This is a genomic window from Natrinema zhouii, from assembly GCF_013456555.2.
In the GTDB taxonomy this organism is placed as follows: Archaea; Halobacteriota; Halobacteria; order Halobacteriales; family Natrialbaceae; genus Natrinema; species Natrinema zhouii.
On record NZ_CP084882.1, the window covers coordinates 93890 to 119303 of the forward strand.

The window sequence follows — 25414 nt, forward strand, 5'->3', positions numbered from 1 at the left end:
ATCGGTTGAGGCTTGGAGTGAGACTAGTTAGCGCTGTTTAAGAAGTGAGCAGGTCGTAGAGTTGGTTTGGAATGATGCTCGCAGACCTGCTCAACGAGAGCTATGCGGCGGAATTTGATGAATGTTGGGAGCGTGAGCGGATGGCGACGCCCGTCAAGGCGTTCACCATCCGGCTCCACGCGACCGGTTGTTCGCTTCGAGAGACACAAGCAGCTCTTTGCTCACTCGGTGTTGAATGGTCTCATCAAGCGATCTGGAATTGGGTATATCAGCTGTCTGATAGCGTGCCAGACCCGCCGACCGCTTCGCTATCGCGGGTCGCGGTTTACGAGACCGCTGTCAGGATTAACGGTGATTGGTCTTGGATGTGCGCTGCAATAGACCTCAACACGTAACTCGTTCTCGACGTCGCACTCTTTGGACAGTGAGGCACTGATCCGGCTGCTGCGTTTCTGCATGAACTCACCGAGAAACACGATCTCTTGGACGCTGAGTTTCTCGTTGATGGTGCTGGGTATCTGACTGCCCTCCTCCAATTAGGATTGAGCGATCACTCGACTACGTCGATTGAAACCACATCGAAAAGTGGTTTCACACTCTCAAAATGTGGATCGACCGCTTCCATAAATAGTGTGTCGGCAGTCGAACAAGCGCCAGAGAATGTCTTGAATGGTTTGTCCATTACTATAATACACAGCGACCGCATCAGTCACTCAACAAACAACCGCCAGCGGAGATACTAAACTAGACAGTGCCGCCGAAGTATATCAGTCATCATCTTGACCCGTGCTGATACGTCCTACCGATATTCTTTGAATGTGGTCCTCATGTGTAGTCCGAGAGTGTGTGTATTTGCTAACTAAATATATTGTTACAAATGACAAGACCATTGGCCAAATATTCCATGTGATTAGAATCGGGTGGCTGCTACCAATGAAAATATATGCTAATATTGTTGTTAACAAGGCAACAATCATTCCAGTAACTATACCCTGGGACGTGGTATTTTTCCACCAAAGGGATGCAAATATTGCTGGCCCAAATGTCGCACCCAAGCCAGCCCACGCGTAAATTACTATCTGTAACACTGACGAGATGTTGAAAGATGCAATAGCTGTTGCAATCAACCCCAGAGCAAGAACTGAGATCCTGGCTATTCGTTTCGACTTTTGATCTGTAATATCCTTATCTAAGGCTCGTTCGTACAAGTCACGAGATACTGTCGTAGCGCTCATTAATAGTTGAGAATCACCTGTACTCATCAACAGCCCTACCACTGCTGCGAGCATGAAGGCGGCTGCAACCGGAGTCAGCTCCGCTATTGCTAGCGTAGAGAAAGCAAGCTCTTCATCAGCAAGAAGAGGTCCCTCTAAAAGAACTCTTGCAGAAAGGCCGACAAAAACAGCTGCAACTGCTACTATTAGTTGTGCAAAACCACTCCAAACCATTGCGCTTCGTACATTGCTTGATTCATCAATGGCAAAGAACCTAATTAATGAGTGTGGACTCCCAAAGTAATACATTCCGATAAAACCCCAGTTCATGAGACTACTGAAGAGAACAAAACCTTCCGACCCTCCGGTAAACGATACGAGCATGGGGTCAATTGAAGATAATCGATTAAACAGGATAACCGGTCCCCCCACCAAAAGCATTGTCCAAATTACGAACACAACAGTTCCCAGGACCACAAGGATTCCTTGGATAAAGTCGGAGAATGCAACAGCTTTGAATCCCCCTGCAACAGTATACACGGTAATTATTGTCCCCATAATTATAGCTGATAATTCCCATGATAAATCAAAGAAAGGGGTCATCGCTTTTGCCCCAGCTGAGATCTGTGAACTCACATATGTTGTTTCGAATAGTAGCAATGATAGAGAGGAAACAACCAATACTGATTTACTATCATACATTTTTCCGAGATAAGCTGGTAACGTCTCCTCTCCAATCACCTCACTTGAACGTTTTAGACGCTCTGCAACACCATAGTACATGATGACCCATCCCGTAGCCTGACCCAGTATTGCTATCCATGCCCAACTTCCTACGAGGTACGCAAACCCGGTAATACCTATTAGCCAAAATCCACTGAACGATGAAAACAGCTCACTTACACCTGCAACGGAACTCTTTAGACTGCCACCTGCAATCATGTAGTCTGATGAATCTTCGACCCCTCTAGATTCGTAATATGCAAGGGCCATCAAACCAAGTGCATACACTCCAAATACCAAACCGTAAACAACTTGACTCATTGATTGATCACCGTGTTACTAGTATAATACAGACATATACTAAGGATGATCAAAACACAACTCAGGACAGTCATAATTAGCACACCAGGAGCAATAATGGCTCCATTCGATTCTCCAAAGAAGAAACTGGAAACGAAGGCTATTAGAAAGAACAAACCAGCAAACACCCATCCTAGGATCATACGCTGTCTTTCTGTTCTTAGCCATCCTGATGACGTGGTATCCATTGTCTATGACCTCACCGAGTATGGAACCTATATATATATATAAATGTTACCTTCATATTGCGGTTCAGCAGATCAAGATGGCAGTCTGGCAAGTGCTGAGCCTGTCAGCATAGTTGTACGATTCATCTGGTCACGCGGCGATGGATGCGACATTTTTCGACCGCGAAAACGCGAGCAAGCATTACTGCTGTCGGACGAATAGATCAACTGGAAGGCTATAATCGGCAGCGATTACGCGATAGACTGTGAGAAAAAGGCGTGAGACCGCTGATCAAATACCGTGAGTTCAGCTCTATTAATCACACGCACAGCGCGCGGATCAACGAGACGCTTTACGGCCAATGAGCACTGTCTGCGATCGTATCTTCGGTGATCAAGCGCACGCTCGGCGACACCGTGCATACGCGAGCCTAGTGCCGCGAGTTCCGTAAAATCGTACTAATGTGTACCGTCTCCAACATCACGCGTTCTGTGAGTTAGGTGGATCTAACGCCGTACGGCGATTCACCACAGCTCAAGAGATCCATTTTGGTGCATTATTTTCAGCAAATCCAGTAGATCAGGAGTTGCTCCATTATTTATTCAGGGATGATATCCTTAATTCTGATCCCCTCTTTCGGGACAACGACAATCGGTGACATCGTCATGCTTGTTCTACCACCATTTAAATGTACGTGAAATGCGAACCCTTCCGTATCCCTCCAGTGCGCCTATTATAATTCACATGATTATAAGATAGAAAATTACCCATATTACGCCCATATGGTTGTAATTTTGACTGACTGCTGTCTCTATTGAGCACCCATCCACTCAATCACGCTTAGTTATAAATGTACTCGAAAGCTGAACAACAGTAGGATAACCAGATGATTATAGGATACCCCACTAACGGAAACCATGCATATATAAAAATTCATGTTTTAAAAAATCGGATGAAGTATCTCAGACTAGCTGAATGAGCCGTCTGATTACGCGGCGACGGACGGAGCATTTTTCGACCGTGAGAACGCGAGTAAAGACTACTGTCACCACACGAATTATCATGTTCAGACGCTCAAAACAGCAGATATCGCCGATACAAATATACGATCGTCCTTGACGTTCACTGGACGACCGAGAAACGGCACGACGCTCAGCTCGGCTGGCAACTCACCCGCGTTGCGGCGGACAAGTTGCACAGCCTCTCAGTCGTCAAAGGCTACGACTGGCAGCAATTACGCGAGGAACTGAAGGGAGAAGGCATGAGATCGCTGATCAAGCACCGTGAATTCTGCCCCACCGATTACGTGCGTAACACGCGGACCGATAGAGACTCTTCTGGCCAGAGATCGTTGTCTGAGACCATCTTCTCGGTGATCTGGCACACGCTCGGCGGCGCTATGCGTGCGCGAAACCAGTCATCGTGAGTCCTGTGAAAATATTCTGATGCGTGTCGTCTTCAATATAAAGCGTGCTGGTCTGGGTAAATCCAACGCTGTATGGCGATTCACGCTGGCAGTGCGCCGTCTTCGAGACGGTGACACTGCCAGTAGTGCCCTTGCAGCATTTCTCGGTGTTCTCAACTGCCTTGACCTCAGTGGCAAGGCTGTCCTAATCTTGACCGTGAATTCTACACACCAAGTGTCTCACGTTGCTTCAGGCACACAATCACGTGTACGTGATACTAGATCCCGTAGAGAAAGCGATCAAGCGGAACTCTCGAAAGGGTGGAGTCGAGTAATATAGCACGATCTGACGGCGAAACTCGGCGGTCCAGTTGCTAATCACTGATCAAATAACCCTCTTGGAAATTGGCAACGCAGTCAAGTCAGCTGATGACGCTTTATGAGATGTTGATACGGGGAAACTATAGAAATAATCCGTAGAAGGTGAATTAATGTCGGTTCTTGATAGCGTAGAAATCCTTACTATCACTCAAAAGTTCTCATTCTCCCTAGCCAGTGTTATAATACTGCTCCAAATCATTTTCGTATTTCCTTGATATCTCTTTGAGGGGACGAATTATATTTCCAATCCTATTTTCGTCTAGAGCGTAGGATGGTCCACTGACCACGAATGCTCCGCAAACTTGCTCACGTGGACTTTGGACGGCACACGATACTGAATTGAGTGAATTAATGCTTTCTTCTATACTAGTCGCATATCCCTGTTTGCTGACTTCCTGGAGTTCATCGAAAAGCCGTTCTCTCGATGTAATCGACCGTGGTGTATCTGCTGGCATTCCCCATTTATCTAGAATCTCATTCACACGGTCGTCTGAATAGTTGCTGAGAATTGCCTTTCCTGCTGCAGTGTTATGGCAATAAAAATATCGACCATTATCCGTGAATGAGGTTGACTCTGTTGAGTACTTTGTACTATCGTACAGTGAAACTATTCTGCCGTTTTCTTCGACTGCAAAATCAGTTTCCAACTCAGTTTGTTCGGCAAGTTGTGATACCCACTTTTCAGCCAATGAATGGGCCTCCCGCTGACTTTTTGCATACTCGCCGAAATGAGTTAGTTTTAACCCAATTCGGTAGAATTGACCGTCTTTCACTACATACCCGTACTCTTTGAGTGTGTTTAAATGGGTATGTACAGCACTTCTAGCCATCTCAATTTCGTCACTGATCTCGGATAACGTCGCCCCATCTAGTTTAATTATAATTTCGAGAATCTTTAGGGAGCTGGCAGTTGTTGACAAGATACGTTTGCTTCCCATGGTCCATTTTTCATCTCGGCGCATAAATACTACTAGCATATTTCTGCAGACTGTTTCTCTCGGAAGTGGGGTCCCATATTCGGTACGCTTCTCACTGCTCTCATAAGTGTCGTGAGACTCTTCCTGCCACCATGCTTCGCTATTCATAACAGTAAGTGCATAAGATTCAAGCGATAACCAGGACCCACGAAAAATTTGGCAGGTGAAACTTAATATCCCATATAATGATGAAATACAACATTGGTATTGGTGTAATTTATTGCTCAAGTATTATTTCGACTGTTTTCCTGCGAATATACGATAGTACTATTACATGGGATTTCGTAGTGCTAAAAGAGAAGAAGCAGTTCAAAAGACGAAAATATGTCAAAGGAAATAATATGCATCACACCACCTGCACCGTTCAATTACTATTCACAGATACGAGATTACATCAGGAGAAACGAAAATATTATGTTATCTCAGGTAAATCCAAAGCAGTGTACGAAAAATATATTGCAGAGTTCTGACGGCGTCATAATCGCTGGCTCCAGCGCTCACGTATACCAAAAGGAACGATGGCAAAATGATCTCGCTGAGCAGATTGATGATATAATAAAACAACGAATACCGATCCTCGGAGTCTGCTTTGGTCATCAACTGCTAGCGAGCAGCCTTGGTGGGGAAGTTCAACCAATGGAGCAGCCCGAATTAGGTTTCAAACCTGTCTACTTCAGACACACTGATGTCTCTCGCAAACTCTTCGCAGATCTTCCATCTATTGCAACCCCCTTCGAATGGCACTGGGACACGGTTACATACCTTCCGGAAGATACTACTGTTCTAGCTTATAATAGAGATGGAATTCAGTCATTTGCGTCTGACCAATATCCTATCTATGGTATTCAATTCCATCCAGAAATCAACGCTGAATCAGCCATACAGATATTCCGTAACGCTAGTGGAGATGAAGATCTGAATGAAGCGATGACGTCCCTCACTTCACCACGATTGAAAAGCGCTTCACAGTTGGTACAAATATATGATAATTTCGCCACATACATAGTGTAGAGCCGCTCTTGAAATGTGTATGTCTGACACAGTCTGCCCCTATTTTGAGTTATTTTAATAACTTAATCAAATATACGGATAAAAGGTAGTTAGGACTCTATTTCAGAATCTCGAGTTGCTAAATTGACCAATCGGATGTTCTGTTTTCTTCGTGTCGACAAGGTCTGCAATAACTTCGCCAACTACGCTGCAGAATTTATATCCATGACCCGAAAACCCGGTTGCAATAACGACGTCATCATTGTCAGGGTGAGTGTCTATTATAAAGTTTTCATCGGGAGAATTAGTATACATACATGTTCGTAGTGCTAGGGTCGAACCAGCACCGGTTGGGAGATACCGTTCCGCGAAATTTCTCAGTGTTTGTTCATCAGCTAACGTTGGTTCACGCCAATTCTCTTCGTTTGGATCAACTAACTCTTCTTCATGATGGTGCTTCCCAAATTTGAACCCTGGGACCTTGTACTCCGGAAACCCGTAAAACTGCCCCTCATCGACAGTGATAGTGAAAACTGGAAAGTTACTTGGGTCGAAGTTTTCCGGTTCTGTTGGCTGTAGCCACGTCAAGACCTGTCGTTCGACAGATGTCGTGGATTGAAGTTCGTTGACTAAGTCACTAATCCACGCGCCCGCTGTTATCACTAGTCGGTCAGCCGTATATTCGGATTTGTTCGTCTCTACTTTGATTCCCTTGCTCGTTGACCGCCAATCGATGACTTTCTCTCTCGCTTTGATTGTCGCACCGTGTTCTTGAGCCTGCTGAACATGAGCAATCAGACAACGGTCAGAATCGAGGTAACCACCGTCGGGTTGGAATAACGCCTTGTAGTCGTCAGGGAGATTCCACGCAGGATACCGCTCTGAAAGCTCCGCACTCGACAGTATTTCGTATGGCAGATCGTACTGTTCACAGGCTAATAGCGCATTTTTGTAATCCTCACTCTCAGCTCGTCCAGCTGCAATGGATCCTTTTTCGAAAAGAAGTTGTTGACCGTATTCTTCTTCCAGATCTTTCCAAAGGTCGTACGCGTGATCCAAGAGGGGAACGTAACCGAGGTCTTCGAAATACGCTTTTCGAATAATTCTCGTAACGCCATGTGATGACCCTTTCGAGTGGGGTATGTCGAATTGTTCGAGGCCCAGTACGTCGTAACCCTGTTTCGAAAGGTGGTATGTGGCAGCACTACCCATTCCACCAACTCCAATCACGATAACATCGTGCTTAGTGGTACTATTAGCCATAGATCGTGCAGCTACATATTTATCGCTAACTGACTCAAACTTACCGGAATGGGAAAATACTGCTGGTCTCATTGTAGTCCATCACTCGATCTGACAAAATTTTAGCTACCTCAATATCTTATTCACACGCTGAGCCCTTAGCAGGCCCCATCATATCAATTATGTATATGATGGTTTCAATCTCCTGTACTACTCAACAGGAATGGTCAAATCATCTAGGTCTCGTGGGTAGTACGTGAGTACCTCGATACCGTCTTCAGTGACTGTCACCGTGTCACAATGCCGAAATCCTCCGATGTCGGGAATATAGAAAGCTGGCTCCACAGTAAATACCTCTCCGACCGAGAACTCGCCCTCGAGGCCCCTATCGAGGAACGGTCGACTCAACCAACTCAACCCCATTCCATGTCCTGGACGATGAGCTTGATTGTCTTCTAGACCGTGTTCAGCGAAAAAGTCGTCAATTATATCCTCAGTATATCCGTACGAAATTCCAGGTTCAATAGCGTCAAATAAGATTTCTTGGGCCTCTTTCATAATTTCGAAGTAATCCCGTTGTTCATTAGATGGCTCACCTACCACCATGGTTCGTTCGAGTTTCCCGGTTTTGTAACCAAACATTTCGGCCATAACGAAAGTCTCTATGAGATCCCCTTCCTCAATAGGTTTCTGCTGATTGAGATTATGGCAGTACGCATTCTCCTCACCTGCTGTACAGGTGACCTGAATAGGTGGATCCCAACTCGTGAGTTGATATCTGTCGCCCAAAGCATTAATCATTGAACGAATAGCTTCAGTTTGGGATTCCTCCGCAAGGCAAATTGGGTGTTCTCCAGTCTCGATTTTCTGCTGCAGTAATCTATGAGCGAGATTCACCCAGGTACCGCCTTCCCTATACAGTTGAATCTCTGTTTCGTCCTTGTAACGGGTTAGATCATTAAAATAGTCCTCAACGACGACTTCTCCAGGGACGATGTTGGAGAGAGAAGGCCCTGAGAATCCAAGTGTATGGGCTGGCCCATCAGAATCAACTGCAATTCTCCCGTCGTCTATACCCAGTTCAGCACACATTTCTCCAACAGTTTGCATCGGATCACTCTGTGGATACTCATAATATGTGAAAAGGTCATCATAAATGAATTCATCATGGTTTCGAACATGAATCTCGTCCATTTCTGGAATCGTTAGGAACGTATCCTCCTTAGTTATCCCAAGCGCAACGGGACGCTGTGTCTCGATTGCGAAGAAATTACTGAGGTATTGGACGTTGGCCATTCCAAATACGACTGCGCCATCGTACCCTGAACTTGAGATGTAGTCAAGAAGATCGTTCTTGCGATTCTGGATTCTGCTGGTCGGTATGGCGAATTTCTCCATGTACGGTAAAAAGAAGTGATTAGTAGGAAATAAAAATGTCGATAGCAGCAAACCAGACTTCTGTTCCAGAGATGATTACTCTATCCGATAGAGGTGTGGCAAATCGAGGTTTTTTGTCATTTAGACTAATATAACTCTTTCATCATTTACTCGGTATCATCGTACAAATTCTCTTGTGACGAATGTTTATATAGGCCGCCCCTTCTGATCATAGCAGCTATGACCTACTGAAGACTGTGGGAAGATATTACAACCATACTATTGTAAAACTGCGTCAATCACCTCCTCCCCTAAGAACTATATTACAATTAAATCATTAACAATATATCAATTATAAAATAAGTAATGGAAACCAATGCTATATTGTGTCCGCGAATTGAGTACATTTTAATAGTGGGAACAGATCATGAGCTTTCAGTGGTGACGTCTTACTCAGTTTTGCACGTGGGCCTCAGCTGTTGAGTGAACGAGGAGATGGTCGAGCTCTTGCATAAGGTTTCAACGCCTTGATCGTCATTGTCGCGTACCCACAAGAGAAGGTTATAGAGTCCAGATATGGTAGAGTTCGTCGTCAATTTCACGCTCAGTCGTGTCGATGCGCTTGCTCAGCGCATCGACGCGCATCTCCTCGCTGGCGTAGGTAACTTGTCGATTGCTCCGAAGCAGGCTAATCCAGTCCTTGCCATAGGATTTGATGTCTTTGGGAAGATCGGAATTGCAGGCGAACCATGAGTCGAAAAGGTAGGTATACCTGCCGACACCTACCTCTTCTTCGAGTGCAGTGGCTCTGTTGAAATCCTCAGCTGATGATAGGTTTGGCACCCCCAGCGGTAAGTACAGGAGATTCGTTTGATGGGAGTTACCAACACCCATGGTTTCTAATCGTCTACTTTAATTCACGATCCACTTATAAGGGAGGACGTCAAATTGAGTCCCTATGGGGAATCAAATGATGAGTACAGAGTCCAGTATAGCCATTGAAATTGTAGATAGAGTTGCAGAAATGGAGGAACAGGATCCACTGGACTTGCCACCTCTATATGATACCGTTGACCCTAATGCGCTGGACCGTCTTGCTAAATCAAGTAAGATTCAGTTGGAGTACATTGGATACAATATAACTGTAGATAGCGGCACAATCACGATCAATTAGTAAGCACTCTTCAGCAATCAGCTGTTTCATATGAGAATTCGTCTGAAGAATTGGATTTCAACAGAGCCAGTGCAGTGATAATCTCATGAGCAAGATCGTACGTCGTGTCGTGATTTTCGTCGTCTTCGTCTTACTGCGCGTAGAGACGGTAAATGAGCGGATAAGAGTATCGAACCGAACAATAAAATAGGTGGATCTCTTGTCAAGAAGTGCTATGAGAGTCAATCAACAGCGCCTCCGCAATGACATTGAGTCTAATGCAGAATTCGGAGCAGTTCCGACTGACGAGGGGCGGGGGCGGACAGTTCTAACCGGGAGTAAAGCGGACTGTCAGGCGCGAAATTTCTTTTGTGAACGGCTTCGTGATACTGGTCTCTCTGTCTCCACTGATCAGATTGGTAACATCGTTGGACGGTGGGAACCCGAAAGTGCAGATCCAAACGCGGCCCCGGTCGCTACAGGTAGTCATCTCGATTCAGTTCCAGAAGGGGGTATATTTGATGGACCGCTCGGCGTCTATGCGGGCCTTGAGAGCGTTCGAGCGATGCAGGAGGCGGAATTTGAGCCTGCCCGACCTATTGAGATTGTAAATTTCACTGAAGAGGAGGGCCAGCGATTCGGCGGCGGACTTATCGGATCTGCTGTCGCTGCTGGTGAAATGCGTATTGAGGATGCATTGGCAATTGAGGATACCGATGGAATTTTACTTGGCGACGCACTCGCTGATATCGGCTACCAGGGAGAGGGAGTGATTGACGCCTCAGAGTGGGATTCATGGATCGAACTCCATATCCAACAATCTAAACAACTCGAAAACGAAAACATTCCGGCTGGTATCGTCACGAGTATCGCTGGACTATCGCGGTGTATCGTGGAATTTTCCGGTGAGGCAGATCATGCTGGTTCGACGCCTATGAACGACCGATCTGATGCACTCGCTGCCGCAAGCGAGTTTATTCTTGACGTAGAGCAGGCAACGAACAAACGCTGTGATGTATCCGAGACGGCAGTCGGAACAGTTGGTAGACTTACTGTTTCGCCGAACGCACCTAACGTTATCGCTGGAACGGTAAGCCTCACATTAGATATCCGAGATATTGGTTATGACTCTATCGAATCTATCGTCGAAAAAGCCCAAAAAAGTCTCGATAGAATTGAGAATGAACGCTCTGTCAAAACTTCAATTGAACGCCTGTGGGATCGACAACCAGTCGAAATGAGTGACCGATGTCGATCTGCACTCCACGACGCAGGTATCACTGCTGGCTTCGAGACCCTTGACGTACACTCCGGTGCCATCCATGACAGCAAAAATATTGCAGAAGCGACTGACGCTGCGCTCCTTTTCGCACCCTCCCGAAATGGCATATCACATAGTCCGCTAGAGTGGACTGATTGGGAAGATTGTGCTGCTGCGACTCATATTCTCGCTGGTGCTATTGCTGAACTATCTACTTCTTAAATCACCAGTACAGTAATACTAATTACTATGATAAATTTCTAACGTAATGGCTCATGGGGATGGAAAATGCTATAATCATTTTTATGAACTCTTCAAAAATATCAGTGTTGTAGAGTCGAAGGAGATAAGATCACCGCGTCAGCGGTCTAGACACGAATGATTCCCTTGGATGTGTTTTGATCAGAATCGGTCGCATCGGACCTGCTGCAACAGATTCGCTGTCATAACAGGGTTTTCTGTCCCTGCTGCCGTTCTGACCGGACAGTTAGAAACAACAGCTACGGGCACTTTCAGTAATACTTGTGTGAGGATTGCGACCGCACGTTCAACGACAAGACTGGCACAATCCTCGCTCACTCGAAGATTGCGCTCTATCGGCGGCTGTTTTCGATCTATGCGTTCTCGGGTTTAACACGAGTCTCCGGCAGCTACAGTGCGAGATTGATGTTACCTACAAAACGATCCACCGGCGCATCGAGTGCTTGGGTAAAGCGCTCGATGCGCCTTATGTTGATCTCGTTGGGCCAGTTGAAGTGAGACTGTGTGTTATCGAGGTGTGACGTACTCGTTACGGATGAACAGTAAACTAATAATACGTAGATCGATTGTTACTACATAGCGTGAACCTCTTTGACACAGAATTTTACAGCGATACCTAGTATAAACAGCGGGTAGATACTGGAGGTGAAATTCCCCAGAGCCAATCCCCATTCAAACGATATGGGAGACGATGCGTCTGATATAATCTCGGACGCTCTTATGGGTCGTGTTTAGTTTGTAGCATTGTGCCAGACAGCGAAGCTTGGACCCAGGACTCTGCTGTTGATGGTTTTGCGTGACTGAAACAGTTTGATAACGAAGAGGTGGGCCGTTTTATCTCACGAAAGATACGTTCAGTAGCGTTCCGATTTCCATGTTTTTCGTATCGAAATCGGAGCCCAGATCGACGGAGTGCAGTCTGGAGGTATTTTGCTCCATCGATGAGAAATACGGCATCGTTGGGGTCGTATTTCTCAGAGAGTTCCTGCAGGAACCGTTCTGTCAACGCGGTTGTAGTCGTCGAATACAGCCGTAGATGGAGAATTTTGTTCGTCTACGGATTGCCAACAGTGTACAGCCAATACCGATGTTCGTCGAGTTGAATCACTGTCTCGTCGAGCGCGACGTGATTCGGCTTCGCGTCATCTGCTGGCTGTAGATCGCACTTCTGAACCCACTCGTGGACTGCCTTACGACTACGTTGACACTGAAACCCTCTAATTTCTGAACGGTATTCGAAAGCGATAGACCAGCAAGATGGAGTCAAATACTGAGCTCCATCAGCTGACGCGGTGTCCGTTCTCGCTCCACAAAACTCAAATCGATCCAGTCGCTACACCCTTGAGGTGGTGGATTTTTGGCATAGAGCACCACAAAATCGCACTGCCTCACTTTTCACGCTTAACGAAACAGCGCCTTGAATGTCGGGGAAAGACATTAGAACCACCGATAGCTGATAGAATCCTACCCACCGCCTCGTTCCATCGAATTCGATCGCTGAGACCCAACTATTGAGAGCATCATTATCTGTCTCGTAATATACCGCATCTCTTACAACTAGATTCTGGAGAGAGCCACTGAATCCCTGTGTCCACCGAAGATTACCGTTTTGTAGATCCAGAGAGAAGAGATTTCCACTCCCCGTCTCTCCGGTAAACTGGTCGTCTTCTTCGTCTTCTACGTCTTCTGAGCCAATTTTGATTCTATACAACATTCCGTTTGAGACGTTCAAATAGCCGCCCGAGATCGGGTGCCGCCATTCGTACTCATCGAATGCATTCTTGCGATTCGTATTAGAATCCGGCTCAGGACTCGCAGTATTCGAAGTCGTCGTACAGCCGGCGAGACCTACTGTGGCGGCTACCGTGAGGAGAGAACGACGCTTCATATCGATTTATTCTAAACTCCTGATAAAAACTTTCGGGTTTATTGAGTTCGTACGTGTAGTGAGCGTGTATTTCGCGCTAGAACACGACTGAAAATAGAATTTTAGCAGAGCCAACCGAGGTGTCTGCAGGAGACAGGATAATGGCAGGATGTGTTCCCAGAGACACACCAATGTCAATAAGAATCGATTCCAGCAACAAGCCGAGAGTCGATGAACTCATCACAGAGTTGACCATCGTCGCAGATAGTTCTGAGAAGCCCTTTGATCCGTCCGACCGACTGGGGTAGGTTGTACCGGTCTGCAAGCGTTGGGGCATGCCACAACTCGAGTGGCCGGCCAGTAACAGCAGCGTGACGAAGCGCAAGTCGGATGATCTGGAGATCATGCCGTGAATCAAAGCCCTAAGCCTCGGCTCGCTCTTCGAGTTTAGGGCATGGTCGCACTCGCGGGGTGTACGGCCAGCGGGGGCGAGGGGAAGATAGACCCCGACGACTACACGGTTCGTGGCGTCGAGAACAGCGAGGTGTACCACGACGGTCGTGTCCAAGAGCCGAACACGATCAGCATTGAGCGCTTGCTTCGCAGTGGTAAGCCAGAGATCGCACTCGAGTTCGACCCCGAAGCCGAGTATGATCCAACAGACTACGACGTGTACCTGATGGATGGTGACACAGTCGTCGCCGACGGGTATGTCGGCGGGGCCTTGGGGCTCGGAGCAGACCAAATCGAGTTTGAAATCGACACCTCGATACTCGAGAGGCGGCCGACCTACCGCGTCGTCTCGATGCAAGTGACACAGCCCACTGACGAGTTCGAACTCGAGATTGTGCGAACGGGGAGTGGTTCGGAATGACCTACCAGAACCTCAATCGAAAGCCCGCCACGGCCCGCCAGCGACTCGTCGAATCCTCTGGCACGCCGTTCGCCCCGAGCCCGGAGGTCAGACCCGTCGTCGGCGTAATCGACGGCCGCAACCGAAACGACGAGATCGAACCGACGGCGTGGCGACGGGCGCTCGAGGTCGCGGCGGTGGCCGTGTACTTCGCAACGTCGACCGACCACGAGTGGTGGCTCGCCTACGATCGTGACGGCGAGTACGACGGCTACGACGGGCCGTATCACCTGTGGTCGCGGTATCCCAGCGGGTCGTAGGACCACGTTGCGAACACCCGCAGGATGATGGATGCGGCCCTCGAGAACGTCTCCGGCGAAGACGACCGCGAGCTGGAGTGTCAGATCTATCGCTCGCGAGTGGTGTGTCTCGAGGTCGCGCCGGAGTTCGTGCGAGTAGAGGTGTGCGGCGATGCGTGACCTTAGCCGCGAGAGTTCTGACTTCGTCTCTACCGTTCTAATTGTACTGGCAGCCGCGCTAATAATCGTGTTTCTTGCCATTATATTCGTGGTGATGCTATAACTGATCCCAAACCCATCCGTCGCGTCGAAGACGTACCGGGCGGCGTCCGCGTCGTCACGAGGAATCTGAGCGACCTGTACGACTATCGGTCGGCCAGTATCCTCGAGCGCGAGTATCCGGCGCTGTTCACGTCGCGCGTCCCGAAGAAAGCGGCCCCGAACGGATCCGAACCGCCAGTGCCGCTCGCTACGGCGATGGGTCCGAGTGGCAGATCCACGGCGCGAACGGCATCTATGCGGAGTTGCCGATCGGCGAGCGTGAGCTGTCAGACGTCGAACGCGCCTACTGGGACGAGCACCTGATGTACTCGGATACCGAGTCGGTCGTCGAGTTTGCGATTCCACACCCGGAGAAACTCAAGGCAACGATCGCCGCCCAAGATAGCACGCACTTCGACTGTCTCGAGGTCGTGATATCCGATCATGAGCGCCGCTACGACGTGCTCACCGAGTTTCAAGAGCGGATCGAAGACGCGCACGTACTGGCGAATCAGTTGCACCCACGCGAAGGGATCATCACCGACGTCCCGCCGGAGTGCAACCCCGAAGACGACCACAACGACGGGAAGATACACGAGCACCTTCATGATATGGCTCGCTCGCACAAAGACGCCCACCTACAAGACTTCGAACCCGTCGTCGGCTTCGAGTACTGGAGCTTCTGGTACGCCCGTACGCGGGTGCTCGAGTGGTACGAATCCGGCCTCGAGCCATGGAATATGATCGGTCTCGACGTCGCCAGCTATCCTGATTGGACGCACTGCCAGGCATGTAGCGCGGTCGCACCCGGCGAGACGTTCCTACACGTCGATCTCGAGCGCCGAGACGTGACGCGGCGGGTGTTCGTACACTGTTTTGTATCTGATATGATATCATTCGTCCTGTTTATCAAAGAAAACGACACAGTCTATACGAGTGGTACGTCCATAATTTTTCTGGCAGCAAAGGCGTTGCGTCGTCTGCTACGGACAGCCGAGTACGTCTCATTTCGAGAATATGAGATGGATTTGTTTGCTCTGTGAAAGGGTCATATCGTTCCATTCGGTTTTATCTCGAGTGTAGGGACTATCCCTCTTTGGACGATATCAAGATTGATTGCGGAGGCTGCGACGGGGTCGTCGCCAGTAGGGCCTCTACACTCGGAAATCACGATCTCTGGTATAACTGCGTACTGCTTTCGATCACACGCTACAGGAGCAGAGGGGACGGTATCCCGTATTCGATACGAGACTCGAAGGCTGAGAATCGGCCGCCACCGTGACGGTCGGCCCCGCGGGAGGTAACTGAAACCCACGGACGACCGGCAGACGCGACGGCCAGACACGGCTTTCAGGCGCTGTTGTATAGCAATTGTGGTGGCAAGCAAGAGCTACCAATTGATTTTGGCGTTGGACTCAAGCAACCGGCGGCCCTTAGCTAGACTGTCGCGTCACTCCCTGTACGCGACACGTCCGCTGCACCCCCAGTCATCTTACGGCGGGCGCTTTTGGACACACCAGATTTCGAGTGAAAACGCTGTCCCGCGAAGTTAATAACGCTCGAGTGTTGAACTCCGACTGTCGCGTTGTGTCGTAGACGCGACGCCCGATCATCATCTCAGTCGATTCGAGTCCGGCGTCAGTCGTTGCCCACGTTACGCCGGGCTCGTCGCTTTCCGGTTTTGAGAGACACCCCTCGTTCGAAGTGAAAACAATTGGTTAGTCGTCGGTCTGGAACAGCCGGTCGTCGAACTCCCCGTTTGGTAGGTGGCGCGCCGTGACCGGCTGGTTGGCGTCGATCGCCGCGTTCAGCGAACTCAGACAGTACGGATCGCGAAGGATCGACCACTCCTCGCGGTCGAACACGGTTTCGATGTCGTCCGCGTAGGCTTGACATCCAGGCAGTAGAAATTGACGTAGCGGCCATCGGGGATTTGGCTACTCATCGGTATCCGACCCCCATCCCCGGCAGGCGCTCGAGCAACCAGTTGACCGCTATGACGTGTAATGTTGCCGCCTCGCCATCCGTGCTGTTGATCATCAGCCTGCGCGTTGCGAGCTGGACCTACGCTTGAATCGGCGCGCTCTGTCGGAGTTCCAGCGGGATATCGCTCAGATCGATTTCGTGGGTTGCCTCGCATAGACAGTAGCCCTCCGAGACCGAGTAGGCCAGTTCGTAATCATCGCAAGCACTGTTCTACGGGTGGGCGTTCGCGTGCTCGACAGCGTTGACAATCGCGATGACGTACCCGCGTGTGATGAGTGGGGCCGTCGATCGGTCGTCGTCGATCAGTCCACGCATATCGGGCACTCACTGCCAGCATGTTCGAGGTCGAAGGCGGATCATCCTTCTACATACCATAATGCCAGCAGTCCAATGACCAGTCGAGAAACGAATGGCCGCGAAGCGTCGGTTCGATCTCGAGCAGCGAGCTGGCACGACGCGAGATTCGGGAACGGAATGCCTGTCGAGAGCAAATCAACGATGCACGAGTATTCCGACGGACAGCCGGTAACTGGAAGGTCTACCGCGAGTACCACGAGAAACTCCGGCGACACGACAGCTGGTACTGTTTCGTCGTCTCCCAGCCATATGGACGATCGGGCTGCACGATCCTACATGACAAAATGGTCCGCTCGAGCGTCGGCCGATGTCGACGTGTAGTCCTTCGCGACGTCGAGCCTCGTCGGAAGCGAGAGCACGCTTATTGGTCAGCCTCAAGGAGCGCACGGGCGATACGGGCGGTTGCCTCGAGGGCGGGATCAGCGTCGAACTCTCCCGCTTCAGCGCGTTCGATGAACTCGCAGAGTTCGGCCTCGTCTTGATCGTCGTCGCGATCAGTGGTCATGGTTCGGCGTCACCTCGAGCGCCAGCACCCTCTTTTAGCTCTGAGTTAGTCGAACATGCGGGGCACCTGTGGGCTTCACCGTCGATGCCGAATACGCGGATAAAATCGACCGTGATGTGCCCCTCGCAGTTCTGGCACTTGGGCATAGTGTGAGCACTCCTTGGAAGGGTCGTAAACCCCACTACTCATCGGTGCGCCGTTCGGCTCGTTTCATACCACGGCGATCGCGAGTCGCCGGGTGCTTGAGGCGGATACGCTCGAGTACAACGCCGAGACCGCACCGATCGACGTCGTGCGTGCCAATGGCGACTTCCGCTGTTGCTAAAGTAGCTTCCGTTTCCACTTGATCCACCCGAACCGCGTCTGCCACACGTCAGACGTATCGCTCTCGGCGACTTTCTATCACCTCGAGTTGAAACAAGCGGGTCATGCTGTCGTGTAACAAACGCGAGGGACCTCCCCCCTTTTCCGCTGGGACGCTGGAATAGTCGAATCCACAGTCGAACCGATTGAACTCCCACCGAAGGGCGAAATAAACCAGTAGATAAACAAACTCGAGGCTCGGGGCGTTACAGCGGAACTCCAGTGTGGTCGGACGATCCCACCGAAGCCATGGCACTACCTGAGGAAAGAGACGACGAAATCGTATCGAGATCCTCACTACGTTCAGCCTTGCACAAGGATTTCAGGCTGAATGAACTGAGCGTCATATACCCTGATACCAGTATCAGTTATTCTTACTTGTACTGTATATTAATCATTTTTATATCATCGGATAGTATATAAAATTAATTTGTATATTTTGAGTTCGTATTTCGGAATATGCGGTCACTGACACAGCGGCTCGCAATATGCCTCGTCTTGATGGTCGATATAACTGGTTTCGCTACGGTTGCGGCTGCAGACGGTGCTGGGACGTCTAAGCAGCAGGGTAGCATCGATGTTTCACTCGAAGATAAGCACGCCTCCATTGATGAGATTGAGATCTCGAGTCAGGCGCTCCCGACAGTCGAGATCGACGAGCGTACATACTCGATCAACTCTTTCTCACTGCACGCTGATGGTGTGACACTTGAGTATGATGGTATATTATATGGCATTTTCCAGGTCGATATCAGTCTCGAGAATGTCGGCATCACAGTGTCTGATATCTCGATCAATAGCGCCGAATAGCTGTTATATCGCGGTTATGAAGAGAAGTCCTCAAACGCTTCGACGCCGACTTCCGCAACGGCCATATCCTCTTCAACTTCGCCGCCACTAACTCCAACAGCGCCGACGACAGTGCCGTTTGCTTTGAGTGGGTAGCCACCGCCGAAGATCACCATGCGCCCGTTGTTGGTATTCTGAAGACCGTACAGCGAGTTTCCGGGTTGTGACGGTTCAGTTAACTTGTCAGTCGGCATATCCAGTGCCGCAGCTGTATACGCTTTGTTCCGGGAGATGTCAACGGACGCGAGCCACGCACCGTCCATCCGATGCTGGGCAACGAGATTTCCTTCTGAATTTGTGACCGTGATCACCATTGGGTTCTCGATTTTGTTAGCTTGCCGTTCACATGCGTCGATAACTGCTTTTGCAGTTTCCAGGCTGATGGATTCTACCATGGATATAGTATATCTACTCACGGGAAGGTTTTAATTCCACCTGTCTACGATATATGAATATTATAATGATAGAAATGATTAGACAATGAGCTTGTCTGATGAAGAGTTTATCCAGTAGTGAATCTATGCGGCTGTGTTAAATCGCCATACGGCGGTAGAATTCACTGTTTCACAGCACACTTTATATTATAGACAACACATTAGAGCGGCTTCTCAGAACTCACGAATCCATGAACGCGCTCGCTCGGCTTCGCCGTGCGAGCGCTTGACTGCCGAGTTCACGGTCTCAGTCATCTGCAACCAGCCGTTTTGAGAACAGACAGGACGGTTCGAGCTTACTCGACAACGTTGCCTTCCCCTCAAGTCTGCGCGAGTTTCGTCAACAATGCCGAGATCCCGATCGACGACGGCCTACTGCGGAGTTGAGCCGGCAGGTGTGTCTGACTACCGGTCGCCCCAATTGGATCGGAATCTTGATCTGAACCGGCCACTGGGACTTGAGGGTCGAACCGTAACCCACTCCGTTCTCCTCGACCGAAGACCAATACGTGTCCGGTCCGGGTCGACTCGTTGGCTACGTCGCGTTGCTCGTCACGCCTGCTGCGTTACTTCTCAGTGCCGTTCGCGCGCCGCCCGATCTCTCGATCGGGTTCCTGACCGTTCCGATCGGCGTCGCGCTGGCAGGAACCGTCGTTGCCGAGACGGAACGCCAGCGCCTCTCGCGCATTGACGCGGTCGGTCTCGATCAAACAGCGACCGTGGACGCGCTCGTGGTTGCCACGGCGGCAGTCGTGACCTACGAGCTGAGCATCCACGCCGGCCTCGGTCCAGTACGTGCTTCCGCGCTCATCGGCCTGGTCGTTGGCCTCGCGCTCCCGCAGGTCGACGGTGCAGCCTACTGCGGATCGTTCGTCGGGATGGTTTCACCGGCCGTCCTCTCGTCGCTCGGTGGAGTCGCGATCGCGGGGACGGTCGCCGGGCTCGCGTTCGTCGCGGCGACGGACGTCTTCGGCGGTTTCGGTGGCAAATACGGCGCGCTCGCACTCTTTGGCTCTCTCACGAGCGTAGCCCTGCTCGATGCCGACTACGCCGTCGGCAGTACACTCGTCTGGGAGGTTGTACCTGCAATCGTCGCCGTCGCCGTCGTCGCAGCAGTCGCGACCGTCGTGTTACGCACGCACGCCGGCGCGAGTGCAGTCGTCGCGTCCGCAGTGGTCGGGCTGGCTGCCGGCCTCATGTTCCCAATCGTCCTGCCCACGCTGGGATCGACGCTGGTTGCCGTGGCTTTCTGTGCCTCGTTCGTCGGGATGTCGAGTGCCGACCGGCTCGGGACCCTCGGCCAAGTCGTGTGGGCCGGCCTCATCTGTGGGCTCGTCTACGTCGTGGTCACGCCGGCCCTCGCCGGTACAGGCGGCAAACTCGGGACAACCGCGTTCGTCTCCTGTCTCGCCGTCGCCGGCGGGCTTGAGCTGCCAACCCTGGTGCGCTCGCGCGTCGATTGGTCTTGGCTGGATCGGTCCCAGTAGTTAGCAATCCGGTTTTTATTTTAAACTGGAACTACTCTGTTTTGAGGTCATCTAATCCTGTTCTCAGGCGTTCTCTCCACTGTTCTTCGTGAGACTTGTAGTGAGTTGGGGCCATCTTGCGATATGAGGTCAAAGCGACCGACCATACGGCAATGTGATAACTTTGCTAAGCAGCACGAGATGATCTAGATGAACCCGCTGCGCCCAACGGCGACAGCGGGTTCGCCGAGTGGGCTCAGATCGCGTTGATCCTCCTGCATGCAGAACTTGGCAAAACCTCCGCGAAACTGAAGCGTGGTTCAACGACTCTAGAGCCGTCTGCGAAGGACTCAACCTTGACAGCTCCCCAGATCATACTACGCTCTGCCAGTGGGAACAGAATATGCGTGAACTCCGCAGCCTGCTCTGCCGCAGCGCGGAGCAAGCTATAGAAACAACTGAAACGATTTACACACTGATCGCACAGCCGTCGTGCGATCAGGTGTGCATTGACTTTCAGTGGCTACTATGGCTGGAGTGGGGTCGCCGCCATTGGTGCGAGTAGCTTCCAGCGTGATCAGACCAGCTACCACCTACAGGATGTCATAGAAAAGTTCCCATACTCTCTCTGTGACTACCCAACAAACGATGAGTACAGGTCAAGAATTGTTCAGTGAAGAGCGAGCTATTTCAGACGTATTATTGTCATGTTCCAGTCAGGTGTGGTTTCATCATGGCGAATTAGTTCATAGCCTCCATCAGCAACTTTTACACCGTTTTGATATGCTCTTTGTGTGAGTTCATCGAGTGCTTCTTGAAACTCTTCTTTCGAAGTAGGCGAGTTCATTGTCATTAGCGAATGTAGATATAGGCTGCCACAGAGAAAGTGGTATGGCATGGCTCACAATGCTGATGGAAGAACAGCCAACCATCTACCACTCTAGTCGCTTTTTGTCAAATTTTGGTCCTTTCTTTACAATCTGTTCGTCTCGATCATAGTTGACCAATCCTGTCGCTTCTAATTCTGAAAGAGATAGATGATACAGTTGAAGACGAAGTTTTGCCACGTCTTCGTTAGCGGATGGTGAGTCGTTCTGTGATCGGGCTCTGGGTTGTTTGGTATTACGCATGTCTGTATAAGGAGTTACTGATATTCTCCCTTAAGTTCCACTATAGCTACATTTTTTGATTAACCGAGAGACAATATATATCCTACGACGAGTACGCATACGTAGTTGCCGTTCGGTACAGACGAACGATGGAACGCTGTAAGTTGACCTCTGGAAATTTACTGCCAATGCCTATACGATAAATAATATCTACGACGTTACTCATCAGCTGCGGTGGTGGTGACACGCTATTATCTATGGTACTATAATCCTTCTAATGGGATTAACGGGGATTCAATACCTCTGGTGTGATGCGCCCTGTAAGGAGGCCGTATGACAAAATCACATCTGTTGAGAGAGGATCTGATGCAGGCAGTTGATACTGAATGGGGGAGACATAGCCGGGAGTTGCTGTCCCCTTTGTATGACGTGGTCACAGTACCGACGTCATGCGATTCGGACATACGGGGTGACAAATGAGTTTGATCGCCGAGTTCAGCATTGTTTCTCCGCTTATGAGAGAAGCCGAAGCAGTTCCAGAGATGGTATTCCACACGGAGGACATCCATATGACGCAGGCGGGAGAAGCGAAACACGTCTTCTGGACTTCTGGTGATGATTTCGACACGTTCGAATCAGCACTCCAAGCCAATCCCACCACCAAAGAGTACGCCTGTCTCACTGAACTCGACGACCGACGTTTATATCGTGTGACGTACCCCGAAGACGCTGTACAGGAGTTATTGTATCCAAAAGCGGCTGAGTACGATATGGTGTATCTCGATATTACAACCACACATGAGGAGTCCCACTTTCGTGCCCGCATCCCCACTCTGGAGGCTCTAAAAGCGTACCGTGAAGCCTGCCAAGAGGAAGGAATCCCGTTTCAGCTTCACCGCCTCTATCAGGAACAGCCTGATGACCCGGCTGAACGGTTCGAATTGACTCCTGCCCAGTACGAAGTGCTCGTTCAAGCGCACGAACGGGGCTATTTTAATCAACCACGCTGTGTCACGCTCGAAGAGTTGGCCGAGGAGGTCGAGGTTACCTCGTCTGCACTTGGGCGGCGGCTGCGGCGAGCACTAAACACACTCGTTGAACAGACGGTCCGTTCAGACACCGATGGTATCACTGATCAATCACCATCTGAACGAGATGCCACTTAAACACGTAGCTACTGACTACGGAGACTCACACGTATGGAGTGCTCAATAGGAAATAGATGTCAAGCACAGATTCCCCTGTCAAGTATACGTACAGTGAGGATGTCCCCGTCAGCCAAACGGTTATCGCTGCTGTTGCAGAGGCAGCAAATCGTGATCCAATTGAGTTGGATCCACTCTATGAATATATCGACCCTGATGCCCTGAATACCCTCTTTCATCCCCACTCCAGTGATGACGCGGATCAAGACGACGTATATCTGGAATTTACCTATACAACGTATCGTGTCGCAGTGACCGCCAACTACGTTCACGTCTCTCAGGTAGAAGGATCGGAGAGCAGCAGTACAGTCGACCTGTAACACACTCCATGACAAATGGGCAGTCAATTGATGACACCGAATCGCTTCGTTCCGCTCTCCAAGCGATTTTAGAAGAAGCAGAAACCAACGATGTCGAAATAGAAGGGAGCCTCCGGATCCAGTCGACAACTGACCATCCGAATTGGGAAATCCAGATTTGGCAACTCGAATGAGCGATAATTTCCAGTATTCATCCGAATAAGGGGAAATGAGCATGCCTGTACAGGAATACAAGCGGTGTCTGAACTGTGGCACGGTGGAAAGAGAGATGATTTATACGTACTGTGAGACCTGTGCGACGCCTCTCGTTGAGTCGTACAATTGTGGCGAACCGCAAGATTAAGCAAACGACTGTTTATAGCGATCAATACGCAAGCCTACGTATCGGTTGGTTCACCGAAATCGGGATGAAAACAGCCCCATGAAAATCGTTCTCTGATACCCGAATGCCATGTGAAAGTTAATTAATCGCCACCCTCAAATCTCACATTCACCACATCCTTCCAAATAGATCTGTATTAGGTAGAAGACTGTCGGGTAGCTGGATGAGCGAACGACATAGTTATCACCGTCCCGTCCGTGGAAGATGTGAGAGTTCAAACAGTCTCTACCGTTCTGAACCCTCTCTCTATCATGGAAAACACTGACCCCTCCGAACCCTTCGCTGACGTGACAACTGCATTCGAACACGATCTCCAGGAGTTGATCCTCACCGCATTTGGTCGGGGCGCAGATATCGAAGGCACGTGGGAAATCGCATCTTCTGTCTCTGATGCCCCAAACTGGCGGATGACAATTGAGAAAATATCGCCCACGGAGTCCACGTACGAACCGACGTTTCTCGAAGAGTAACCCCAGGCCACTGTTCGTCTCATTGGCAGTCTGACTACCCGAAAACAGTGAATATTCGTGTTCTAGTATCTTTTCAAGATAGGAAGGTTTATGTGACACCTTCACATGCCCCGAGGTAGACGTACTTTGTTGAGGGCGTTTCATGAGAGCCAGCCGGTCTGAACGCCGCACAAGTACAGGACACTAGCCGACCTATGATGCCGACAACCCGAGACACGAATCAGCCGGAGGATGGCCGCCGCGATATTACCCCGACCCAGCTGTTCACGGCCTTTTCACACGAACGCCGACAGCAGACCCTAGCATATCTGGCGCAGAAACCGGCCGCGATCGCACTCGGTGACCTTGCCGAGTACATCGCGATCAAAGAAGAACAGCCATCGTACGAGTGGTATGAGCGGATACTTACCGATCTGGCTCACTGTCACCTCCCTCACTTGCAGGAGGCAGGACTAATCGAGTACGATGGGAAAAGGGAAATAGTAGAATTAGCGGTCAAACGGGGTATGGTAGCACCGTACCTGGAACTGGCCGGATACACTGATGTGTAGGTAGCTGGCCAACAGAACGGTCGTGGGTATAGAGAACGCGAAGATGATATCCGTCACCAATCACCTCGAGCCGCCCGTTCGGGTTGGGCATCCTCTTTCGATCCGCGTGGTATTCGACGAGTACCTCGATTAGGAGCAAGTCCTCTGTGGGGTTCGCATGCTGGGGTTGGGCACGGCTTCCGATAAAAAGAATCGGGGGACTACACAACCGAGATGCGAAACTGTGGGAGTGAATAGAGGATGAATAGAGAGAGGGCCGTTAATCCGACGAACATGAGTGTGGTTGCGAATAGAAACAGCGAGTGGTATGTCTGTCCCCAGTACCCATACGCAACGACATTCGCAGCGAGAGTCAGTAATGCTAGCAGTAGTGGGACGAACGCAGCACCCAACAAGATCGTAGAATACGGTAGATAGACCTGATAATCGACGCCATCCGCATCAGTGCTCGAGTAGATGTATTGTGAGTTGATGAACGGTTCGTCAGTGCTTTGGCCGTGAACAAACCGAATCGAGACAAACATCACAGAGACCATTACTGCCAGAAATTGTAGCAGTTGGATCGATAGTTCCGGCACGGTCGGTTACTCGCCACCTTCGAGCCACTCGTCCAGCTCGCCGAGCG

The 25414-nt window shown here is 50.1% G+C and carries 23 protein-coding genes and 8 pseudogenes; 20 read left to right on the top strand and 11 right to left on the bottom strand.

The genetic code is table 11. The annotated features are described in order from the left end of the window. Nucleotides 1-71: 71 nt before the first annotated feature. Nucleotides 72-748, top strand: a pseudogene (locus tag HYG81_RS37975) (IS6 family transposase). Nucleotides 749-767: 19 nt separating this feature from the next. Here HYG81_RS37975 and HYG81_RS37980 read toward each other — a convergent pair. Then, a complete protein-coding gene (locus HYG81_RS37980) occupies nt 768-2258 on the bottom strand; it encodes a sodium/proline symporter (protein WP_226777804.1) in 1491 nt (496 codons plus the stop codon). 295 nt (nt 2259-2553) lie between these two features. Here HYG81_RS37980 and HYG81_RS37985 point away from each other — a divergent pair. The 3 genes and pseudogenes from HYG81_RS37985 to HYG81_RS37990 form a co-directional block, all read left to right on the top strand. After that, nucleotides 2554-2965: pseudogene (locus HYG81_RS37985) on the top strand (transposase); the annotation flags it as partial. Nucleotides 2966-3573: 608 nt separating this feature from the next. Then, the gene (locus tag HYG81_RS45565) at nt 3574-3891 is read left to right on the top strand and encodes a transposase (protein ID WP_340674445.1); all 318 of its coding nucleotides are present in this window, start codon (nt 3574-3576) and stop codon (nt 3889-3891) included. Nucleotides 3892-3967: 76 nt separating this feature from the next. Beyond that, nucleotides 3968-4207 (top strand): annotated as a pseudogene (locus HYG81_RS37990) (ISH3 family transposase); the annotation flags it as partial. 211 nt (nt 4208-4418) lie between these two features. Here the strand turns inward: HYG81_RS37990 and HYG81_RS37995 are convergent. Continuing rightward, nucleotides 4419-5336 (bottom strand): IclR family transcriptional regulator, encoded by a 918-nt coding sequence (locus HYG81_RS37995; protein ID WP_226777805.1) that lies wholly within the window; start codon nt 5334-5336, stop codon nt 4419-4421. A gap of 216 nt (nt 5337-5552) precedes the next feature. Here HYG81_RS37995 and HYG81_RS38000 point away from each other — a divergent pair, with 216 nt between their 5' ends. Continuing rightward, nucleotides 5553-6239: a type 1 glutamine amidotransferase gene (locus tag HYG81_RS38000; RefSeq protein ID WP_226777806.1), complete on the top strand. Its 687-nt coding sequence runs from the start codon at nt 5553-5555 to the stop codon at nt 6237-6239. Between the two features lie 102 nt (nt 6240-6341). Here HYG81_RS38000 and solA read toward each other — a convergent pair whose 3' ends face one another. From solA to HYG81_RS38015, 3 genes and pseudogenes are all read right to left on the bottom strand, one after another. After that, nucleotides 6342-7430: an N-methyl-L-tryptophan oxidase gene (gene solA / locus HYG81_RS38005; RefSeq protein ID WP_233289926.1), complete on the bottom strand. Its 1089-nt coding sequence runs from the start codon at nt 7428-7430 to the stop codon at nt 6342-6344. 240 nt (nt 7431-7670) lie between these two features. After that, nucleotides 7671-8858 carry a M24 family metallopeptidase gene (locus tag HYG81_RS38010; protein ID WP_226777808.1) on the bottom strand — a complete coding sequence of 396 codons (1188 nt, stop codon included), beginning with the start codon at nt 8856-8858 and terminating at the stop codon, nt 7671-7673. A gap of 546 nt (nt 8859-9404) precedes the next feature. After that, nucleotides 9405-9641, bottom strand: a pseudogene (locus tag HYG81_RS38015) (IS701 family transposase); the annotation flags it as partial. Between the two features lie 169 nt (nt 9642-9810). On the opposite strand from HYG81_RS38015, the gene HYG81_RS38020 reads away from it, so the two are divergent. The 3 genes and pseudogenes from HYG81_RS38020 to HYG81_RS38035 form a co-directional block, all read left to right on the top strand. After that, nucleotides 9811-10011, top strand: a complete 201-nt coding sequence (locus tag HYG81_RS38020) for a HalOD1 output domain-containing protein (protein ID WP_226777809.1) — start codon at nt 9811-9813, stop codon at nt 10009-10011. 214 nt (nt 10012-10225) lie between these two features. Continuing rightward, on the top strand, nt 10226-11473 hold the full coding sequence (locus HYG81_RS38030) for a Zn-dependent hydrolase (RefSeq protein WP_226777810.1): 1248 nt from the start codon (nt 10226-10228) through the stop codon (nt 11471-11473). 201 nt (nt 11474-11674) lie between these two features. After that, nucleotides 11675-12009, top strand: a pseudogene (locus HYG81_RS38035) (transposase); the annotation flags it as partial. Between the two features lie 234 nt (nt 12010-12243). On the opposite strand, the pseudogene HYG81_RS38040 reads toward HYG81_RS38035, so the two are convergent. After that, nucleotides 12244-12876, bottom strand: a pseudogene (locus HYG81_RS38040) (IS6 family transposase). A 957-nt stretch (nt 12877-13833) separates the two neighbouring features. Between HYG81_RS38040 and HYG81_RS38045 the strand changes: the two are divergent. From HYG81_RS38045 to HYG81_RS38055, 4 genes are all read left to right on the top strand, one after another. After that, the gene (locus HYG81_RS38045) at nt 13834-14253 is read left to right on the top strand and encodes a hypothetical protein (protein ID WP_226777811.1); all 420 of its coding nucleotides are present in this window, start codon (nt 13834-13836) and stop codon (nt 14251-14253) included. Beyond that, a complete protein-coding gene (locus HYG81_RS38050) occupies nt 14250-14552 on the top strand; it encodes a hypothetical protein (protein ID WP_226777812.1) in 303 nt (100 codons plus the stop codon). The genes HYG81_RS38045 and HYG81_RS38050 overlap by 4 nt, the downstream gene beginning before the upstream one ends. A gap of 24 nt (nt 14553-14576) precedes the next feature. Next, the gene (locus HYG81_RS45455; RefSeq protein WP_255647764.1) at nt 14577-14711 is read left to right on the top strand and encodes a hypothetical protein; all 135 of its coding nucleotides are present in this window, start codon (nt 14577-14579) and stop codon (nt 14709-14711) included. A gap of 404 nt (nt 14712-15115) precedes the next feature. Next, nucleotides 15116-15835, top strand: coding sequence for a hypothetical protein (locus HYG81_RS38055; protein ID WP_226777813.1), 720 nt, complete (start codon nt 15116-15118; stop codon nt 15833-15835). 675 nt (nt 15836-16510) lie between these two features. Here HYG81_RS38055 and HYG81_RS38060 read toward each other — a convergent pair. Beyond that, nucleotides 16511-16657 carry a hypothetical protein gene (locus HYG81_RS38060; RefSeq protein WP_226777814.1) on the bottom strand — a complete coding sequence of 49 codons (147 nt, stop codon included), beginning with the start codon at nt 16655-16657 and terminating at the stop codon, nt 16511-16513. Between the two features lie 582 nt (nt 16658-17239). On the opposite strand from HYG81_RS38060, the pseudogene HYG81_RS46085 reads away from it, so the two are divergent. Then, nucleotides 17240-17374, top strand: a pseudogene (locus tag HYG81_RS46085) (PD-(D/E)XK family putative nuclease); the annotation flags it as partial. A 122-nt stretch (nt 17375-17496) separates the two neighbouring features. Here the strand turns inward: HYG81_RS46085 and HYG81_RS38070 are convergent. Both HYG81_RS38070 and HYG81_RS45835 read right to left on the bottom strand, forming a co-directional pair. After that, nucleotides 17497-17640, bottom strand: coding sequence for a hypothetical protein (locus tag HYG81_RS38070; protein WP_226777981.1), 144 nt, complete (start codon nt 17638-17640; stop codon nt 17497-17499). Then, nucleotides 17637-17786, bottom strand: coding sequence for a DUF7563 family protein (locus tag HYG81_RS45835; RefSeq protein ID WP_425607559.1), 150 nt, complete (start codon nt 17784-17786; stop codon nt 17637-17639). Before HYG81_RS45835 ends, HYG81_RS38070 begins: the two co-directional genes overlap by 4 nt. A gap of 718 nt (nt 17787-18504) precedes the next feature. Between HYG81_RS45835 and HYG81_RS38075 the strand changes: the two genes are divergently transcribed. Further along, a complete protein-coding gene (locus tag HYG81_RS38075; RefSeq protein ID WP_226777815.1) occupies nt 18505-18813 on the top strand; it encodes a hypothetical protein in 309 nt (102 codons plus the stop codon). Nucleotides 18814-18827: 14 nt separating this feature from the next. On the opposite strand, the gene HYG81_RS38080 is transcribed toward HYG81_RS38075, so the two are convergent. Then, nucleotides 18828-19247: a GlcG/HbpS family heme-binding protein gene (locus HYG81_RS38080; protein ID WP_226777816.1), complete on the bottom strand. Its 420-nt coding sequence runs from the start codon at nt 19245-19247 to the stop codon at nt 18828-18830. 548 nt (nt 19248-19795) lie between these two features. Between HYG81_RS38080 and HYG81_RS38085 the strand changes: the two genes are divergently transcribed. Continuing rightward, nucleotides 19796-20773: a hypothetical protein gene (locus tag HYG81_RS38085; RefSeq protein WP_226777817.1), complete on the top strand. Its 978-nt coding sequence runs from the start codon at nt 19796-19798 to the stop codon at nt 20771-20773. A 123-nt stretch (nt 20774-20896) separates the two neighbouring features. After that, nucleotides 20897-21354: pseudogene (locus HYG81_RS38090) on the top strand (hypothetical protein); the annotation flags it as partial. An 83-nt stretch (nt 21355-21437) separates the two neighbouring features. Here the strand turns inward: HYG81_RS38090 and HYG81_RS38095 are convergent. Next, on the bottom strand, nt 21438-21605 hold the full coding sequence (locus HYG81_RS38095; RefSeq protein ID WP_226777818.1) for a hypothetical protein: 168 nt from the start codon (nt 21603-21605) through the stop codon (nt 21438-21440). A 732-nt stretch (nt 21606-22337) separates the two neighbouring features. Between HYG81_RS38095 and HYG81_RS38100 the strand changes: the two genes are divergently transcribed. The 4 genes from HYG81_RS38100 to HYG81_RS38115 all read left to right on the top strand — a co-directional run bounded on the left by HYG81_RS38100 (nt 22338) and on the right by HYG81_RS38115 (nt 24789). Next, on the top strand, nt 22338-23027 hold the full coding sequence (locus tag HYG81_RS38100; RefSeq protein ID WP_226777819.1) for a helix-turn-helix domain-containing protein: 690 nt from the start codon (nt 22338-22340) through the stop codon (nt 23025-23027). A gap of 56 nt (nt 23028-23083) precedes the next feature. Further along, the gene (gene ddfA, locus HYG81_RS38105; protein WP_226777820.1) at nt 23084-23386 is read left to right on the top strand and encodes a DdfA family disk-determining factor; all 303 of its coding nucleotides are present in this window, start codon (nt 23084-23086) and stop codon (nt 23384-23386) included. A 633-nt stretch (nt 23387-24019) separates the two neighbouring features. Next, nucleotides 24020-24238 (top strand): hypothetical protein, encoded by a 219-nt coding sequence (locus tag HYG81_RS38110; RefSeq protein WP_226777821.1) that lies wholly within the window; start codon nt 24020-24022, stop codon nt 24236-24238. 194 nt (nt 24239-24432) lie between these two features. Next, complete coding sequence (locus tag HYG81_RS38115; protein ID WP_226777822.1) at nt 24433-24789, top strand: DUF7344 domain-containing protein; 357 nt, start codon at nt 24433-24435, stop codon at nt 24787-24789. Nucleotides 24790-25414 lie beyond the last annotated feature (625 nt).

Coding starts and splice junctions, on each gene's coding strand:
- HYG81_RS37980 (WP_226777804.1), bottom strand. CDS start 2,258: ATGAGTCAAGTTGTTTACGGTTTGGTATTTGGAGTGTATGCACTTGGT.
- HYG81_RS37995 (WP_226777805.1), bottom strand. CDS start 5,336: ATGAATAGCGAAGCATGGTGGCAGGAAGAGTCTCACGACACTTATGAG.
- HYG81_RS38000 (WP_226777806.1), top strand. CDS start 5,553: ATGTCAAAGGAAATAATATGCATCACACCACCTGCACCGTTCAATTAC.
- solA (WP_233289926.1), bottom strand. CDS start 7,430: ATGGGTAGTGCTGCCACATACCACCTTTCGAAACAGGGTTACGACGTA.
- HYG81_RS38010 (WP_226777808.1), bottom strand. CDS start 8,858: ATGGAGAAATTCGCCATACCGACCAGCAGAATCCAGAATCGCAAGAAC.
- HYG81_RS38020 (WP_226777809.1), top strand. CDS start 9,811: ATGAGTACAGAGTCCAGTATAGCCATTGAAATTGTAGATAGAGTTGCA.
- HYG81_RS38030 (WP_226777810.1), top strand. CDS start 10,226: ATGAGAGTCAATCAACAGCGCCTCCGCAATGACATTGAGTCTAATGCA.
- HYG81_RS38045 (WP_226777811.1), top strand. CDS start 13,834: ATGGTCGCACTCGCGGGGTGTACGGCCAGCGGGGGCGAGGGGAAGATA.
- HYG81_RS38050 (WP_226777812.1), top strand. CDS start 14,250: ATGACCTACCAGAACCTCAATCGAAAGCCCGCCACGGCCCGCCAGCGA.
- HYG81_RS45455 (WP_255647764.1), top strand. CDS start 14,577: ATGATGGATGCGGCCCTCGAGAACGTCTCCGGCGAAGACGACCGCGAG.
- HYG81_RS38055 (WP_226777813.1), top strand. CDS start 15,116: ATGTACTCGGATACCGAGTCGGTCGTCGAGTTTGCGATTCCACACCCG.
- HYG81_RS38070 (WP_226777981.1), bottom strand. CDS start 17,640: ATGACCACTGATCGCGACGACGATCAAGACGAGGCCGAACTCTGCGAG.
- HYG81_RS45835 (WP_425607559.1), bottom strand. CDS start 17,786: ATGCCCAAGTGCCAGAACTGCGAGGGGCACATCACGGTCGATTTTATC.
- HYG81_RS38075 (WP_226777815.1), top strand. CDS start 18,505: ATGGTCGATATAACTGGTTTCGCTACGGTTGCGGCTGCAGACGGTGCT.
- HYG81_RS38080 (WP_226777816.1), bottom strand. CDS start 19,247: ATGGTAGAATCCATCAGCCTGGAAACTGCAAAAGCAGTTATCGACGCA.
- HYG81_RS38095 (WP_226777818.1), bottom strand. CDS start 21,605: ATGACAATGAACTCGCCTACTTCGAAAGAAGAGTTTCAAGAAGCACTC.
- HYG81_RS38100 (WP_226777819.1), top strand. CDS start 22,338: ATGAGTTTGATCGCCGAGTTCAGCATTGTTTCTCCGCTTATGAGAGAA.
- ddfA (WP_226777820.1), top strand. CDS start 23,084: ATGTCAAGCACAGATTCCCCTGTCAAGTATACGTACAGTGAGGATGTC.
- HYG81_RS38110 (WP_226777821.1), top strand. CDS start 24,020: ATGGAAAACACTGACCCCTCCGAACCCTTCGCTGACGTGACAACTGCA.
- HYG81_RS38115 (WP_226777822.1), top strand. CDS start 24,433: ATGATGCCGACAACCCGAGACACGAATCAGCCGGAGGATGGCCGCCGC.